This is a genomic window from Thermoplasmataceae archaeon, assembly GCA_038729425.1.
In the GTDB taxonomy this organism is placed as follows: Archaea; Thermoplasmatota; Thermoplasmata; order Thermoplasmatales; family Thermoplasmataceae; genus B-DKE.
The window spans coordinates 101423-118314 of sequence record JAVYSB010000001.1 but is presented as its reverse complement, the minus strand read 5'-3'; the positions used below and the strand labels follow the sequence as shown (position 1 = coordinate 118314).

Annotated in this window: 11 protein-coding genes, 1 tRNA gene and 2 pseudogenes; 10 read left to right on the top strand and 4 right to left on the bottom strand. The window is 45.0% G+C overall.

Features of this window, described 5'->3' with window-relative positions; all coding sequences use genetic code 11:
• Positions 1 to 14 precede the first annotated feature (14 nt).
• The 4 genes from QW597_00545 to QW597_00530 all read left to right on the top strand — a co-directional run bounded on the left by QW597_00545 (position 15) and on the right by QW597_00530 (position 5808).
• Positions 15 to 419, top strand: coding sequence for an archease (locus QW597_00545; GenBank protein MEM0155082.1), 405 nt, complete (start codon positions 15 to 17; stop codon positions 417 to 419).
• Between the two features lie 93 nt (positions 420 to 512).
• The gene (locus tag QW597_00540) at positions 513 to 1058 is read left to right on the top strand and encodes an arginine decarboxylase, pyruvoyl-dependent (GenBank protein MEM0155081.1); all 546 of its coding nucleotides are present in this window, start codon (positions 513 to 515) and stop codon (positions 1056 to 1058) included.
• Between the two features lie 10 nt (positions 1059 to 1068).
• Positions 1069 to 3798 (top strand): leucine--tRNA ligase, encoded by a 2730-nt coding sequence (leuS, locus tag QW597_00535; GenBank protein ID MEM0155080.1) that lies wholly within the window; start codon positions 1069 to 1071, stop codon positions 3796 to 3798.
• A gap of 48 nt (positions 3799 to 3846) precedes the next feature.
• Positions 3847 to 5808 (top strand): bifunctional aldolase/short-chain dehydrogenase, encoded by a 1962-nt coding sequence (locus QW597_00530; protein MEM0155079.1) that lies wholly within the window; start codon positions 3847 to 3849, stop codon positions 5806 to 5808.
• 1 nt (position 5809) lies between these two features.
• On the opposite strand, the gene QW597_00525 is transcribed toward QW597_00530, so the two are convergent.
• Positions 5810 to 6775, bottom strand: coding sequence for an NAD(P)/FAD-dependent oxidoreductase (locus QW597_00525; GenBank protein MEM0155078.1), 966 nt, complete (start codon positions 6773 to 6775; stop codon positions 5810 to 5812).
• Positions 6776 to 6823: 48 nt separating this feature from the next.
• Here QW597_00525 and QW597_00520 point away from each other — a divergent pair, with 48 nt between their 5' ends.
• Positions 6824 to 7639 carry a hypothetical protein gene (locus QW597_00520; GenBank protein ID MEM0155077.1) on the top strand — a complete coding sequence of 272 codons (816 nt, stop codon included), beginning with the start codon at positions 6824 to 6826 and terminating at the stop codon, positions 7637 to 7639.
• Positions 7636 to 9393, top strand: coding sequence for an ATP-dependent DNA ligase (locus tag QW597_00515; protein ID MEM0155076.1), 1758 nt, complete (start codon positions 7636 to 7638; stop codon positions 9391 to 9393). The genes QW597_00520 and QW597_00515 overlap by 4 nt, the downstream gene beginning before the upstream one ends.
• 42 nt (positions 9394 to 9435) lie before the next feature.
• On the opposite strand, the gene QW597_00510 is transcribed toward QW597_00515, so the two are convergent.
• Both QW597_00510 and QW597_00505 read right to left on the bottom strand, forming a co-directional pair.
• On the bottom strand, positions 9436 to 9924 hold the full coding sequence (locus QW597_00510) for a single-stranded DNA-binding protein (GenBank protein MEM0155075.1): 489 nt from the start codon (positions 9922 to 9924) through the stop codon (positions 9436 to 9438).
• 110 nt (positions 9925 to 10034) lie between these two features.
• The gene (locus tag QW597_00505; protein MEM0155074.1) at positions 10035 to 11255 is read right to left on the bottom strand and encodes an MFS transporter; all 1221 of its coding nucleotides are present in this window, start codon (positions 11253 to 11255) and stop codon (positions 10035 to 10037) included.
• A 113-nt stretch (positions 11256 to 11368) separates the two neighbouring features.
• Between QW597_00505 and QW597_00500 the strand changes: the two genes are divergently transcribed.
• From QW597_00500 to QW597_00485, 4 genes and pseudogenes are all read left to right on the top strand, one after another.
• A tRNA-Arg gene (locus tag QW597_00500) sits at positions 11369 to 11442 on the top strand.
• Positions 11443 to 12543: 1101 nt separating this feature from the next.
• Positions 12544 to 13359: pseudogene (gene lsrF, locus QW597_00495) on the top strand (3-hydroxy-5-phosphonooxypentane-2,4-dione thiolase).
• 148 nt (positions 13360 to 13507) lie between these two features.
• Positions 13508 to 14605: a methylated-DNA--[protein]-cysteine S-methyltransferase gene (locus QW597_00490; GenBank protein MEM0155073.1), complete on the top strand. Its 1098-nt coding sequence runs from the start codon at positions 13508 to 13510 to the stop codon at positions 14603 to 14605.
• Positions 14598 to 15881: pseudogene (locus QW597_00485) on the top strand (amino acid permease). The gene QW597_00490 and the pseudogene QW597_00485 overlap by 8 nt, the downstream one beginning before the upstream one ends.
• A 69-nt stretch (positions 15882 to 15950) precedes the next feature.
• Here the strand turns inward: QW597_00485 and QW597_00480 are convergent.
• A complete protein-coding gene (locus QW597_00480; protein ID MEM0155072.1) occupies positions 15951 to 16847 on the bottom strand; it encodes a hypothetical protein in 897 nt (298 codons plus the stop codon).
• Positions 16848 to 16892 lie beyond the last annotated feature (45 nt).

Sequence of the window (16892 nt, the reverse complement as noted above, 5' to 3'; positions counted from 1 at the left end):
AACTCCTCTTTTTATTGAAATACGAGATTTTCGATCATACCGGCGATGTCGGCATTATTGTATACGGGAAAAATTTCACCGAGATTCTCAGGAACGCTTTGATTGCAGTTTTCGATCTGACCTTTCCCGGAAGCAAACCTTCAACCGATATAACGTCCGACATGACAATTCAGGGAAATAGCAATGAGGAGATACTTATAAACCTCCTATCCCGTGTGATCTCCCTTGTGGACTCGGAAGAGACCATATACTATGATGTTGATCAGATCACTTTTGTCACAGGCGGCGCAAACTTACGCCTTTCTGGAATGCGCATTGTGGAGGGGATGGAATACGAATACGTACTGAAAGCAGTGACATATCACGACCTAGATATCAATCTGATCCGAGGGTATGCAAAAATACTTTTTGATATCTGAAACCGCAGCAGGTATGTAATTTACACTGTGGCTGAGACTGAACTACGGGAATCACAATGAAAAAAGATTTAAAAGGGCTTATGATCAAGCTTAATGTCTTCGCTTGTTCCCAAGAAAATATTCTTCACGCGCGGTGTAGGAAGGGGGGAGAGTCAGCTACTGTCCTTCGAGGAAGCTCTGAGAGATGCTGGTATCGCACCCTTTAACCTTTCGAGTATCAGCTCAATATACCCTCCCTACGCGGAAACTGTCTCCAGAGAAGAAGGTCTCAAATTACTTACACCAGGTCAGATACTTTTTACCGTTCTTGCAAGAAACTCTGACAACGAACTTAACCGGATGATCTCCTCTGCTATTGGATATGCAATTCCAAGGGATCAAAGCAGATGGGGGTATCTCAGTGAACATCACAGCTTTGGGGAAACCGAAAAAGTGGCGGGGTACTTTGCGGAAAAACTGGCAGCCGAGATGCTGGCAAGCACTATGGGACTAAAGGATAAACTTGCATGGGATGAGGGCAAAAAGGAATACGTCCTTGAGGATAAGATTCTCACCACGAAGAATATATGTTCTACTGCTGTAATTCTTAGATCAGGGGAATGGACTACCACAGTTGCCGCCGCTGTATTGATAGTATAGGTGAAATGTTTTGGATCATGAGACAGAAAAAAAGTGGCAGGAAGCCTGGTCCAGTGCCAGGATATTTGAACCAGCCGTCGATCCTAACAGGAAAAAATTTCTGATTACTGTTCCATGGCCATATACAAATGGGTCACTACATGTAGGGCACGGTAGAACTTACACTCTTGGCGATGTAGTAGCCCGTTATAAGCGAATTACGGGATTTAACGTTCTTTTTCCAATGGGATTTCACCAGAGTGGTACTCCAATCCTTGCGCTGGCCAGTCGCCTCAGAAATGGAGACTTGAAGGCCATAAATCAGGTTGCCAAGGATATCCAGTCATACGAGACTGGGGAAAGAGCTAAACAGATACTGCAGTCCATGTCGGATCCGAAGAAAATTGCAGACTATTTCTCAAATGCGACAGTGAAGGATTTCACATCCATGGGTTATTCAATAGACTGGACAAGAAAATTCACTTCCGCTGATAATTTCTACCAGGATTTTGTCAGGTGGCAGTTCGGCAAGCTGAACGAACTTGGCCTAATTACGAAAGGAAAATACCCCATTCTTTTTAGCCCAGCAGAGAACAATGCTGTGGGAGAAGACGATATTAGCGATGGGGACACGGACAAAGTCGCAATTGAAGAATTCACTGCTGTGAAATTCCGTTCTGGCAAATTCACGCTTCTTGCGGCATCCGTCAGGCCGGAAACCGTATTCGGAATCACCAATCTCTGGATAAACGGCACTGCAAAATACATGCTCTTCACGCTTGGAGAACAAGAACTCGTGGCATCATCAGAAGCATGCAGAAAACTTGACCTGCAGCACGACGGTGTTAAGATTGTCCGTGAAGTTCCGAAAGAGGAGATCCTGTCACAGGTTTACATTAATCCAATAAACGGCGAACACCTGAGTGTTTACGAAGCGGGGTTTGTAGAATCGACCAACGGCACAGGCGTTGTATATTCAGTTCCAGGGCACTCCATTATAGACTACGCAGAGGTGATGAACCAGGGGATCGCAGTGACTCCAAGGATTATAATCACTGTCCCAGACCCAGAAAAAAGCGTAATCAGCAGGGCTGCTACGGTGAACCTTTCCGATCCTGTAAGGCTGAAGGAGATAAACGTGGAATTGTACCGGGAGGAGTATTACAACGGCGTTATGAATTCTGACTTGCCCATAATCGGCGGAGAGCCTGTAATTGCTGCGAGGGAAAAGATTCGAGGCACGCTTACGAAAAAGGGGGATGCGCTGATATTTTACGAAACTTCCAGACAGGCTGAGACGAGGACAGGTGACCAGGTGCTGGTAGCTGTCTTGAAGGATCAGTGGTTTATAGATTATTCACCGGAGTGGCTCAAGGCAAAGGCACATGAGCTTACTGGAAAGATGACATTCATTCCCGATCATTACAAGAGTTCAATGCAGGAGACAATAGACTGGTTGAGGCAGAGGCCATGCGCAAGAATGAGAGGTCTTGGAACGCGTCTGCCCATGGATGAAAGATGGGTAATAGAATCGCTTTCCGACTCCACGATATATCCTGCTGTTTACACTAATTCCAGGTATCTTCGCGCGCTCAAGATCGATCTTGGAACAATAGATCGTGAAATTATGGAGTACATTTTCGGGAACGGGGCGATGCCTGATCAAGACAAATACTCCCCAGAGGCAATGGATTCCATAGTAAATGCCAGGAAGGAAATGGATTACTGGTATGGTGTTGATGTCAGGCTCACATCTTACCCTCACCTGACAAATCACCTTGCATTCTATATTATGAATCACGCTGCCCTATTTACAGGTAAAAAATTGCCGTCATCCCTGATTATCTCCGGCATAATAACGGCAGATGGCAGAAAGATGTCAAAGAGCAAGGGGATAGGTGAATCTCTCCTTGTTGTTTCTAAAAAGTATTCTGCAGATATATACAGGTTGTATGTGACAGTGGGAGCGGATTTCTCTTCAACATTAGACTGGAACGAGGGGGACGTAAACGCACTCAAAAAGAGATATGATAACTTCATCCAGATACTTGAATCCTACAGCAGGTCTGAAGGCAGAATAAACAGTGCAGAGAAATGGTTTGTGTCCTCATTCTACATCCACCTGAGAAGTTATATCGAAAACATGGAAAAGTACAACATCAGATCTGCCTTTGTCAGCATTTTCTATGAGGTCATAAATGATCTTAGAAGATGCGAAAGCCGAGGTGGGCGTATAAACGTCGTCCTGGGGGAAGTCTTGCGGGACTGGTTGATTGCCCTCTCCCCTGCTATACCTCATACAGCTGAGGAGTACTGGCACAGGTTTATCCAGGATTCCTTCGTCTCCTCAGAGAAGCTGAATATGTCCTTCAAAGATAGGATTGACAGTTCAGTGATCGAGGAAGATGAATATGTCCAGAAACTCATTGACGACACAAGGTCCATAATGTCCATCACCAAGATTAACCCTGAAACCATCCTTATCACTGTTGCAGGAAATGAAATAAGAAAAGTTACTGAAATAATGATCAGGGGTGACTATTCGATCCTGAGCAAGCCACAGAAAGCTATGATATCGGATTTCAACAGGAACCGGAAGGGTATATCCGTTAGGGGACTTGATGAGAAAACTACCATTGAATCAAATATCGAGTATTTGCAGGCCATCCTGAATGCACGCGTTATCGTTAAGGTTTCAGATGAGCCGGTAAACGGAAAAGTGCCATGGCCCGGTCGGCCAATTATCACTCTCAGCCAATAAAGGAAATCCCTGATCAAGAGTTATAAAGCTAGATGAGATTCTCCGTTAATGCAAACGGGTAGGTCTGAACCGGAGGCTTTAGAGGAACTGGTCAATTATTCCAGAAGATTAGGATCGAAGAACGAGTTAGTACTGCACGGGGGAGGAAATACATCCGCAAAGATGGTCATACTGGATCATGCTGGCAGAAGCTTGAAAGCATTGTATGTAAAAGGCAGTGGTTCCGATCTCGCTACGATTGGCAAGGAAGGCTTTTCCCGCCTGAAGCTTGAGGATCTCCTCGCAGCAGGGAAACTTGGCGACATGGCCGACGAAGCCATGGTGGATTACCTGCGGAAGAGCTTGCTGGATCCTGATGATCCTTTTCCATCAGTGGAGTCATTCTTGCACGCCTTCATTCCACATAAATTCGTGTTTCATTCACATGCGGATTCTGTTCTATCAATCACAAACACGGATCTGTCCCCTGAACAGGTTAGGGAGATATTGGGAAATGTCATTGTGCTTCCATACATCCCCTCTGGGTTTAAGCTTGCAAAGGAAGTATTATCTGTTGTGGAGCAGATCAGCCAGGAAACTGACGGTATTGTGCTAATGAAACACGGGTTGTTCACATTCTCTGACTCTGCAGAGGAAGCGTGGAATAATCACATCAAGATAATCGCCGCTGCAGACCGGTTCATTAAAGGAAAGGTAAAAGAGAGGTTTCATAGATCATTTGACCAGGTCTCGTGGGCGCAGGTTCGGAACGTAATTCCTGTAATAAGGGGCGCTTTATCACCGCAGGAAAGGAAAGTGCTTAACATAGATTCAACCGGGATAGCACTGGATATTGCTCTATCTCAGGAAGGTGAGCAATTGGCCACCAGAGGCCCAGCTACGCCGGACATGCTAGTAAGAACAAAGCAAGATTTCCTGTACCTTCCGTCGCTGGATGGAGTGAAGGAAAGAATAGATCAGTTCGCAGCCAGATACAGGGAAGAATCATCAAAATATGTTTCGGGAAGATCGATTCACGATCCATACCCGTCGGTAATCGTAATCCGCGGTTTCGGAATAATAGCCGCTGGGATAAATAATCAGGAAGCAGCGATAATCCACGATTTTGCCGTACACAGTTACATCGTTAGCGCCAACGCATCCAGGATTGGAAATCCCGAATTCGTGTCCAAAGAGGATTCGTACCATATGGAATACTGGCCGCTACAGGAAGCAAAACTAAAAAAGTCACCCCGTAAAAAATATGAAGGAAGCATATCAATAGTGACCGGTGCGGCAAACGGAATCGGACTGGAGTCCTTCAAAAAATTATCCGAGAACGGATCGGTAGTTATTGCATGCGATGTGGACAAGAAGATGCCAGAGGTTGCTGCAGAGGTATCAAGAGAAACGGGGACAGCGAGCCTTCCAGTGATTCTTGATCTTTCCAAGGAGGAGGCAATAAGATCGATGTTTGATACCGTGATCAGGACATTTGGCGGTGTGGACGTTGTCTTCAATAATGCAGGGATCCTCAAAAGTGACAGAATCGAGGATATAAAGCTGGAAGATCTGGATTTGCATTACGCAGTTATTTCAAGGGCAAGCTTCATAATGACACAGGAGGCTATGAGGATCATGAAGACACAGGGCCTTGGGGGAAACCTTGTCTACAACATAACCAAGAATCTTACGCATCCAGGAGTTGGTATGGCATCTTATGGCTCCTCCAAGGCATTTGCCGCTCAAGTTTGTCATTATGCGGCGAAAGAGGGAGGCCCATATGGAATCAGGGCAAATATAATCAATCCTGACAAGATCTTCAAGGGATCAAAGATATGGGAGAATGGGGTCCTAGAGGCACGCGCAAAGGCAAAGGGACAAACCGTTGAAGAATACAAGACACAGAACCTTCTCAGGAGAGAAGTTCTGCCGGAACACGTAGCAAATGTTCTTCTTGCGCTTATAGACGAGGATGTGTTTGGAGCGACCACGGACGCCATGATACCCGTAGATGGTGGCGTGATATAGATCAGAGAAAGTGCCTGATAACCTTCATCACGGAAAAACCGATCCCGAAGCCAACCAAGTCTTTCCGCGCACTGTTTGCCCACTTAAGGCTCTTCAGGCCAAGTTTTTCCCCGTGCTGGACGGCTGAGACCAACTCGTGCAATCCATAATAATAGTTGAATTTTTCACTCACTTTCTTTTTGAATTCTTGTTTTACGCTTTCCAGGTCATCGTATCTTTTGAGGCATTGTACAAGTATCTCAGCCGACTCCAGGGCGGGAAGGATGCCTTCTCCAGTTATTGGCGATACCAGGCCAATGGATTCTCCTACTCCTATAATATTTCCAGAGGAAACAATGTCGAGGAGGGGCTTCATTCTGATTTTCCTCCCCGTTACCCTCCTCCCTTTTATCCCCTTCAACGATTCCATTACGATTTCCCTAGATACTGCTCCCGCTCCCACGTGATAATGCTCGCCAAGAGGAAATTCCCAATAGTAGCCAACACCCCTCGCAAAGAAATGGAAGTAGAAATCCTCGTGCATTGCTTTATCTGTAACATATTCAACGGCATACATCTGCTCGTCGCCATTATGCTTCCCCAGGAGTGATCGCGATATCCCTGTTGCGTCCACTGTGATGGCATTGTTACTTATCCTCAATGGTTCACGGTATATTTCAAGACCAGCTACCATATCTTTTTCCATTTGATTTTTGTCGAATGTCCCGATGCCACGAGCAGGAAAAGTAACCGGTTCGAAATTGTTTCCGGAAAATGTTACGCCTTTAGATTCATACAGTACGTAATTCTCAGGGTCTATCCCCGCTCTGGTCGCGAAGGATTTCAGCCTGTTGAGGTTTGTTGCATAGCCGCAGGGTATATAGAAGTCCGGTCGTTTCGGGTCAAATCCCCTTGCTTCCAACCCTTCTTGCCTCAATCTTCTCATGAGGTAAGACCCGGCCATACCCAGGCCAGCAACATTTATCATTATGGTAAAATGTCGAAGTAGATAATTAACCTCGCTGGCTGATGTTAAATGGGATACGCATTCAAGTTTGCATATGAAGGAACAAAATTCACTGGTTTCCAAAAGGGAAACGGCGAGAGGAGCGTAGAGGACACGGTCACTCGCCGCCTCACGGCTTCGGGCATAGATGTTATGATAAAATCAGCGGCAAGGACAGACAGGGGGGTTTCCGCCATGTCAAACGTAATGTATATAGACTCAGGAGAGAAGCCTGAGAAACTTGCAGGCATAATAAACGCCGGCGGAGACGACATCATGTTTCACTCATATGCTGAAGTTAACGAGGAATTCCGGCCAAGGCACTGTGACATGAAGGTATACCGCTATATATTACCGGCAGAAGTCGCAGGGAGACCAGCGTTTATTAAAATATTGAGAAAATTTGAAGGAACTCATGATTTTTCCAATTTCTCAAGATCAGACGGACGGAATCCCATTCGGTCGGTCGATAAAATAAATGCCCGGAAATATTGGGATATCGTCTATGTAGACTTTTACGGGCAGAGTTTTCTGTGGAACCAGATAAGATCCATGATAGCCTTTGCAGATCAGTTCTCCCAAGTTGATCAGGCGACGGATCCATTCAAGTTGGGAGAGCGATTTCCAGGACTCGCTGATCCAAGGCATCTGATCCTCATGGATATATTCTATAAAGAAATCTCCTTTGTACCGCTCCATTTGAAAAGATACTCCAGAAAGACGGCCAGAGAACTGCTTCTTACAGAATCAAGACTGGAATTTGTCAGGTTCCTCAATTCTATAGTGAATGAAAGCAGGGAGGAATTTAGTTACCCTTTTAACCAAATGCGCGATCATCATAAGTGAAATTTTCCATAGTATGTGACACCTTTGAAAAACTCTCAAAGACAACCAAGAGGCTTGAACTCAGTTCTATTCTTGTTGATCTTCTAAAACTAGCGGGAAGTGATCTGAAGACACTCACATATCTGCTCCAGGGGAGGATCGCGCCGGATTATGAAGGGATCGAAACAGGCGTTTCGGCAAAGATCATGATCAAGGCACTTTCTGCTGTTTCTGGCATTCCGGATGTTGAACTTGAGTCCAGGCTTATAAAGGAGGGTGACTTCGGTGACCTGGTAGAGTCGGCACTGTCTGGAAAAAGACAATCGGCCCTTCTGTCCGAGGACCTGACGGTCAGATCTGTCCATGAATCTCTGCTGAGCTTATCTGAAGCGAAGGGTTCAGGGAGCCTTAACACGAGAATAAACATACTGATGCATCTGTTTATCAATGGATCACCAACGGAATCTAAATACATTTCCAGGATCGTTGAGGGAAAATTGAGGCTTGGGATAGCCGACTCTACCATCATAGATGCACTTACGCTTGCATTCGCCAATAAGGAAGATCAGGAAGATGTGGATACAGCCTACAATTTCCACCCTGACATAGGCTACATTGCTGAACTGCTAAGAGACGGGTTTATGGATAAAATACGCAAAACTGGCCCGCAGCCAATGATACCTTTCAAGGTTATGCTTGCGGAAAGGCTTCCAGACATAAATGCAATACTTGGTAAGATGGTGGAAGGCGCAGCATTCGAGTACAAGTATGACGGCCTGAGAACGCAGATCCACAAGAAAGGTTCGCAGATAAAGATCTTTTCAAGGGGTAATGAAGAGGTTACAGACCAGTACCCAGACGTAAAAATGGCAATTATAGATACATTTTCCTGCGATACCTGCATTCTGGATGGAGAAACAGTTCCTTACAACCCAGAGACAGGCGAACTCTATCCGTTCCAGTTTGTGTCGCAGAGAAGGGGCAGGAAATACGATCTCAAGGAGAAGCAGAACGAGATACCGCTCACAGTTTTCCTGTTTGACATCCTATATCTTGATGGAAAGGAGCTCAACGGCATTCCATATCTGCAGAGGAGAAAGATCCTTGGGGGCATTTTTAAGGAAAACCAGGCCATAAAATTAGCGAAGCAGCTGATCTCTGCTGACGAAAGCAAGATCAAGGCATTCTTCGAATCGTCTATAGAAGATGGTTGTGAGGGCGTGGTCGCCAAGAGTCTTGCTGAAAACTCGATTTATAGGGCAGGAGCACGAGGGTGGTTGTGGATAAAATTGAAAAAGGATTATCAGGCACAGCTATCAGATACCATTGACCTTGTGGTCGTAGGGGCTTTTGGAGGCCAGGGCCGAAGAAGGGGAAAATACGGTGCGCTACTTATGGCGGCGTACAATCAGGACAACGACACCTTTGAGACTGTGTGTAAACTTGGTTCGGGGTTCACTGACGAATTCCTCTCATCCATGCCAAGTTGGATCTCAGAGTGGATAGTGCCGGAAAAACCTGCAAGAGTAGTATCAAAGGTGACTCCCGACGTCTGGATCAACCCAGGTATCGTTATGGAGATCATTGGCGCTGAGATCACGGTCAGCCCGGTTCATACATGCGCTCTAGATCTTGTGGAAAAGGATTCTGGCTTGGCAATACGCTTCCCAAGGTTCAGCGGAAATATGCGCCAGGACAAAAAACCCGAAGATGCCACTACAAGCAATGAAATTCTTGAGATGTTTCACAGCCAGAAAAAATCACTCCTGGAATGAAACGTTAAAACTAATAAATTAAAAAAGGGAAAGGATTAAAAATTAATCCTCATTGTTGTTTGAATCTCTTCTGTCCCTACCGCCACCGAAGCCGCCTCTTCCGCCGCCGCTTCCGTATCTGCGGTAAGAACCACCGGAGTTGCCGCCTCTAAAGCCGCCGCCACCCCTGAACTGGTTTTCGTATTCTTTCTCGCTCATGTCGAGTTCTTCGTTTGTGCTGGGGACCTCTTCGGTGCCCTCGCTCAGAGTGCCGTATTTGCCTACATTGAGTCTCATATGACCTCTGACAAGGGAAACGTATCCATTGTCAATGTAGAGTGTTGCTCCATCGGTAGCCTGAGCTGCCTGGTCTCCCCACAGTGAAAGTATGATCTTTCCGGTTTCATCGGCAATGATTACTTCCGTGACTGATTTTTCCTCTCCGAATCTTGTCTGGATCGACTTTGGCTCGCCCACTGATACAACCTTAGCAAGAACGTTTACACGCCTTGAAGAAGGTGTAAGGTCTTTTATTTTGGTAGTTCCTTCCATTCTATTACTTCCTTTTGTCTAAAAAAGACAATTGCTGATTTAAGATCTGTATTTAACCTTATCGAAACGTCATAAGAATCGGCAAACCCGGAAGCTAGCGATGCAAAAATTCATTTATCATTTCCAGACTTGTAAACTTTAACCGTAATATTGCGGCTTGGCAACAAAGGTATCATCAGGACAGATACGAGGGCGAAAACGAACATAACCCACATGGAGTCCGCGTATCCAATGAATGGGTACAGGCCGGTATATACGGCGATTCCTGCAGCGCCCCCGATAGTGTTGCCTATTCCCCACACCATTGAATTTGATCTGGTGGAAAATTCCGAGGGTATCATCTGCCCAACATATCCAAGAAGGACAGGAAAACCGGTAAAAGCCATAAATGTGAATAACGCATATCCGAAGAAAATGATGGGGAAACTATCGGTAATAAGGAAGATGAAGAATCCAACAAGAGAAAAGACCGAAGTAATGGTTATGGTGAATTTTCCACCTCTGATCGACGTAAGGTAACCGAATAACGGTTGTCCCAGTACGGAAGTGAAAAGGCTTGCTGTCAGAAGAATGCCCATTAAACTCTCTGAATTCAACACATTCGTCAGGTAGTCCGGGGAAAAAGTCTGGACCCCCAGCATGAACATAGAACGTATGAACACTATTATTGTGAGTAATATAAGAAATCTCCAGTACTTTTCAATCCCTCCTCCGTGTCTGAATGACATTTTTGAAGCGGAAGCATCCTTCGCGGGTCTGTGAAAGAATCTCAGCCCAAAGTATATGGCAATTGCGGCGGCAAACATATACGCAGATATTATTCCAAGACCGCCCCCACGGACAATAAACGCAAAGGTGAATACCAGGATAGATGGCATAACAGCCCTCCCGGAGCTCGCGATAGCTCCGTTAATCCCCAAGGCAAACGGTGATCTACTTTTTTCAAAAGACTGTGACAGGACTGTCGCGCCAATCGGATGGTAAAAAGCCTGGCCAATTCCCAGCATTGCAGTACCAATAAACATAAACTCGTAAAGAGCTGGCAAGAAAATGAAAGAAATCGCAAATGAAAGGACTGATCCAGCAAGTATAAAGATCCCAGTTGCTATTAGCAAGCCATCCCTGTCACCAGCGTCTGCTTTTGCTCCAACTCTTGTACTGAGGACCCCGGATATAATCTCATAGACAATGGCCAAAGCTCCGAGAATCGTTATTGGTACGTTTGCATACTTTGTGTAGAATACAATCAGAACGGGAAATATGAATGCGGTCCCATCATTTGCGAAATGTGCAAGCGATGTGAAAGCTAATGCCCTTACTCCCCGGTTCATCCCTCCGTATATAGAGGTACATAATAACACTTTTTTTGTACTTTAAAGCCGAACGTTTATAATCGTTCATTGGCAAAAATACATATCAATGCATAATATAGGACTAAACTCGTGCCCGAGTGGGGTAATCTGGATATCCTAGGGGCCTGCGGAGCCTCAGATTCGGGTTCAAATCCCGGCTCGGGCGTCAAAATAAAAACCAGACTCATTATCCGTTGACATGTCTTATATTGTCTATATCTTTTATTTGTAACGGTGTTGGTCCCGGAATATACTAATATTTAACTGTCAATGCGGCACATATGAAAGTGATCTTTCTCTGGATAAATTCGGCATTACCGGACTCGTTTCTCTAATGATCTTGAACGCCTCATCCACAACCTTTAATTGGCACCAAAAATAGGCCAGATTACTCTATGTGCTCTAATCTGTCAATTGAAATTGCAACGCTTTGATTAACAGCTATTTTATTAGAGGTAGGTATACGAATCTCAAGGGCAGCCTGAGGCAGCTGATCGAAGAGGAGAAGGTGGTAAATGTGGAGATAGGTGAGAATGCCAGCAAAAAGCCATTTTTCCTGTTGTCAAGCTACATTAGCGCGACCGAGCCTATCATATCGGATAAATGGGAACCAAGCTTGAATCTCATTTCTCCGTTCGACAATTCAATTACGCTGAGAGATAGAACCAAAAATATGTTCAATTCTTATTACAGTTTAGAACAGTTTTGTTCCCAGAGAAAAGACAAAGTTTGGGATCTATATTCTTCCCATCATGTGGGATAGCGAACTTGTAGGATGGATAGATGCAAAATTAGACAGAAATCGTAGTATCCTCAATATCAATGGATTATTCGCAGAACCGGGATAAGAGAAAGATACAAATGTTGGATGCAGGTTGCAGGGAAAATTAAAGATTTCGTAGAGTTTCTGGGTAAAGAGAAAACCCTCTACGGCAAAAACCAAACCTGAAAAGCGGGCAAAATTTCTCACATAAGCACCTATGACTGCTTTAAGGAAAGATTCTCTTCTTACATAATCTACACCCGATCCAGCTCTTCACTATTCATCGAGGGAAAGAAAATTTTTCTGCCCACGGTCAAAATTGCATGGAAAGGAGGTGGAATGGCACGGTATAATGTAATAAAATCTCAGTTTTCCCTGAAAAGTCAGAAAGGAATTCGTTAAATCGTACATTATTTAAATCTACTTACTGTAGCCGTGGGAAACCTTGGGCACGACATAATATGAAGACAAAATGTTATTAGATAGGAAAGGCATCCGTACTTACTTCGGAAGGTAATGGAAATGGATTGGGGAATGACTAACAGAATCAACAGAATGATCAAACCCGCAACGGGCCGGTCTGTTATGTTGGCCGCGGATCATGGGTACTTCATGGGACCGACACGCAAACTCGAAAACCCACGCAAGACAATTGAGCCTCTTCTTCCATATGCTGATACTCTTGCAGTGACGAGGGGTGTGCTGAGGACATCCGTTGACCCCAAGTGGGATACTCCAATACTACTGAGAGTATCAGGAGGAGCCAGTGTTCTCAAGGATGACCTTAGCGATGAAGAAATCACGGCATCCATGAGAGATTCCATCAGGCTCAACGTTGCTGCCGTTGCACTCTCCATATTTGTGGGCACGCCGCACGAGAAACAGTCTCTGGTAAACCTTTCAAAACTGGTCGATGAAGGCTACGAATACGGAATGCCGGTTGTGGCAATTACAGCTGTTGGAAAGGAACTTGAGAAACGGGACGCTAAATATCTCGGCCTTGCGTGCAGGCTTGCAGCAGAAATAGGCGCACAGATAGTAAAAACCTACTACTGCGAGAATTTCAGTAAGGTGGTAAACGGATCTCCGGCACCACTTGTGGTAGCAGGAGGGCCAAAATTTGAGACTGTTGAAGACGTGTTCAACTTGGTCCACAACGCAATCGAGGATGGGGCCGTTGGGGTGGATATGGGAAGAAATATCTGGCAGAATGATTATCCGGTTGCCATGATCAAGGCAATAAGGTCTCTTGTGCATGAAAATGCAACCGTAAAGGAAGCAGTAGATATCTACAATACAAACAAAAACGGCAAAGAATAAAAAGAAAATTCCTGCAGTTATGCGGGAAAACTGATTCTTTTATTATGTTTTCCGGGAATCAGTATAATCAACACATCCAGATTCCATGGGGTTAGTATTGCCGGCAAGATTCAGACAAAATCTTTTTGTCCGGCTGCACCTGTGTCAAATGTTGAAAAAGAAAATGACAATGGATAAACCTTCGTTTAACCCCATCGTTGGGTTAAGCGCCAATGTACTTGCTGAGCCCCCGAAAGGGCAATTGGATAAACCTATCCTGGCGAACCTTAGAACGGGTATATACTACTATCCTGATTGCAGACTTATTAGGCCGCAGAAAACTCGTGCTGTTGCATTCGGCAATGTGGAAGAAGCGGAAAGTGCTGGATTCAGGCTGTGCGGTCACTGTAGGACTCAGGAAACGAAAAGGCTTGAGAAGATGAATACTGTGAGCGTAATATGCAATTATCTGAAAGAAAATTATCGAGAAAAGATAACACTCGGTTCACTCTCAGGTACGTTCGGTATGAGTTCGCATCGCATACATTCCGTTTTCATGAGCACTGTTGGGGTTTCTCCGAGGAAATATGTTGAAGAGTACAGGATAACAAAACTAAAGGAGAGACTCAGTTCAGGGCAGCCCGTTTCATCCGCCATTTATGCAGTTGGCCATAATTCTACGAGCTGGATATACACAGATTCCAGATCAATGCTTGGCATGACCCCTTCAAAGTACAGAAACGGGAGCAAGGGAGAAAGCATCCTTTACGTCACTGGCCATACAGATTTCGGAGAGATGATCGTGGCATATACCGATCATGGGATTTGCGGAGTAACCCTTGTAGACTCAGAGGAAATGATAATGGGATACCTCAGGAAGGAATTTCCAAAAGCAATTATTACCCGTTCCGATGATACCAATAATTACATAAGTGGGATACTTGACTACCTGAAGGGTAAGGTGGTAGATGTCCCGCTGGATTTTCATGGGACTGATTTCCAATTGAAGGTATGGGGTGCCATAAGAAGAATACCTCACGGAACAACAGTAACGTACAGCGATGTAGCAGACATGATTGGAAAGCCAAAGGCGGTTCGTGCGGTGGCAAACGCCTGTGCCAGTAATCCGGTGCCGCTCATTGTCCCGTGCCACAGGGTTATCAGGAAAGGCGGAAATCTGGGAGGTTACGGCCTTGGTCTTGAAAGGAAAAGACAGTTGCTTGAACTGGAAAATGAAACTAGAACCAACGGTAGCTTAGATGACTGATCCTTCAAAAGAACGTGGAATATCATTCAAACATGGCGTTGCCATATACTTGGCCTCGGTTCTGGGAGGAGGCATATTGGTGCTTCCAGGCCTTGCTGCGCAGGAGGCAGGCTCACTCTCAATAATAGCATGGATCATCCTGTCCATAGCAAGTTACCCATTTGCATTCACTTTTTCACGCCTTGCGCTCCTAAAACCCCGATCAGGAGGGATATATACATTTACCCGCGATGCCTACGGACCATATGTCAGCAATGGGGTTGGATGGCTCTTCCTTGCATGGGTTGCCCTGGGTGCCCCCGCGATAGCGCTAGCTGCCGGAACATACTTATCATTTGCTATTCCCATGAGCGAAATGGAGATTTTTGCCTTCGCGTTGATCATGATACTCTCTGTTGCCCTGGTAAATTATTTCGGAATAAGGTTCAGTGCAACGGTGCAACTGGTGGTAATAATCGCTATCGTTGGAATCCTTATCGTTTCCATAACGGCCGCTTCCTTCAAAATTTCCACTGTGAGTTTAATCTAGTACCCGGGTGGAAACAGTGTCTCATCCATCGGAATTTCAATGGCTCTCATAATCTGGGCATATTTTGGATATGAAAACGTACCCAATCTTGCGGGAGAATTCCTGGATCCCAGAAGGGATATGCAGAGGGCCGTAAAATACAGTGTAGTTATCATAAGGGTGCTCTATACATCTCTGGCAATCGTGACAGTCGGAACTAGGTCATATATTGCAGGCGAAAGCATCGCTCCATTTTCAATAATCCTGTCGACAGTGTTTGGGCGATATGGTGCTGTGGCTGCCGCAATTGTGGCGGTAGTTGCAATATTCAGTACGATGAATGCATATTATGCAGGAGTAAGCAGACTTATACAGACACTAGCCCAGAATGGAGGAATCCCGCGGTACTTTTCAAGGGGCAACAGTCAGACGGGGTCCTCGTCCAAAGCTATACTACTGATGACAGGCCTAGGTACACTGACGCTTGTCGTTTACCAGATATTCAACATCCCATTCTCTACAGCGTTCCTTGCAGTTAGCGGTGCTGGTGTCCTTACCTACATAGCAGGATCATCGGCCGGAATACGGCTTCTCAGGCTACGGGGAAACCAAAAGATGCTGCCATGGATATCTCTTGCGATATCAGTCATAATTCTTGCTTTCATAGGCTACGTGATCATCGTCAGCATAGTTGCTTTCCTGATTTCACTGATATATACAAGGCATTTTTCTGTACTGAGAACCATTAAAGGCGGCACATCGGTTTGATTATTACTCTTATTTTCACAGGGATCAATGCGTACCCTACGGTGAAATCTCTCTGTTCCAAAAGCAGTTTCATACTCTTGCCAATACGAAAGTTATGATGTTAATTATGGTAGTTGAAAGGAAAATTGCGTAGGCTACGGATGCGAAAACAAATGAGAGTACGAAGGTATATCGCCTTTTGCCTATCAAGAACGCAAGTACCGTTATCACGGATACAAGCATAATAAGTATAAGATAAATTAAAAGCTGCGGAATTAGGGGTTCTGCCCTAAACCATGACATAGCAGGGAGGAAGAGAGCAGAAGAGACAAGTAAGACAACCAGGAATTCGGTAACGAGGATCCACAGGTAGTTTTTGCCGGTCTTGGTAGCAATCCCTGTGATTATAGATTCAAATATGGACACGCCAAGAACAACGTCGATCAAAACATTAACACTGAGGCCGAAATTCGGAAGGAAGAATCGTAAGTAGTTGAAAGGAGTTATCAACAGAAAGGAACCACCCCACACGGAGACCGAGATCGCGACCCTGTAAATGAAAAATAGGTTATCTTCTTGGTAAATTTCACTGTCTGGGAGTCGTTCTCTTGGGTACACACTTGCAGTGAACGATGACTCTTTCTTAAGCAAGATGGGTGCCGGAATGGGCGTTTTACGCTTTGAAACCGGAGTCACAAGTTTCTCGGACATACCTGTGGATAGAAGCTCTTGGGCGTAAAATTCCAGAATTTCACTTTTGCTTTGGGAAAGGATGCTCCGAAATGAACAACACAGTATAATCCAGTCATCTGATGTGGGATTTTTGGGTAGGACCGGGACTATCTTCGGCTTCCTTATCCTGTCAATGAGGTTGAATGTGAGAAGTGCCAGGGCAGTGGCTATGAAGTATTCTGGAAGAAAGAAGTATATATTTGAAATACTGATTATAATTCCTGCTGCCATAACCAATCTTTTCTCAAGTTTCACTGAGATATGTGCCAATTTATATATATTTATTTTTATTGGCAAGAA

Coding starts and splice junctions, on each gene's coding strand:
- QW597_00540 (MEM0155081.1), top strand. CDS start 513: ATGTCTTCGCTTGTTCCCAAGAAAATATTCTTCACGCGCGGTGTAGGA.
- QW597_00490 (MEM0155073.1), top strand. CDS start 13,508: ATGTTGAAAAAGAAAATGACAATGGATAAACCTTCGTTTAACCCCATC.
- QW597_00530 (MEM0155079.1), top strand. CDS start 3,847: ATGCAAACGGGTAGGTCTGAACCGGAGGCTTTAGAGGAACTGGTCAAT.
- QW597_00505 (MEM0155074.1), bottom strand. CDS start 11,255: ATGAACCGGGGAGTAAGGGCATTAGCTTTCACATCGCTTGCACATTTC.
- QW597_00510 (MEM0155075.1), bottom strand. CDS start 9,924: ATGGAAGGAACTACCAAAATAAAAGACCTTACACCTTCTTCAAGGCGT.
- QW597_00520 (MEM0155077.1), top strand. CDS start 6,824: ATGGGATACGCATTCAAGTTTGCATATGAAGGAACAAAATTCACTGGT.
- QW597_00525 (MEM0155078.1), bottom strand. CDS start 6,775: ATGATAAATGTTGCTGGCCTGGGTATGGCCGGGTCTTACCTCATGAGA.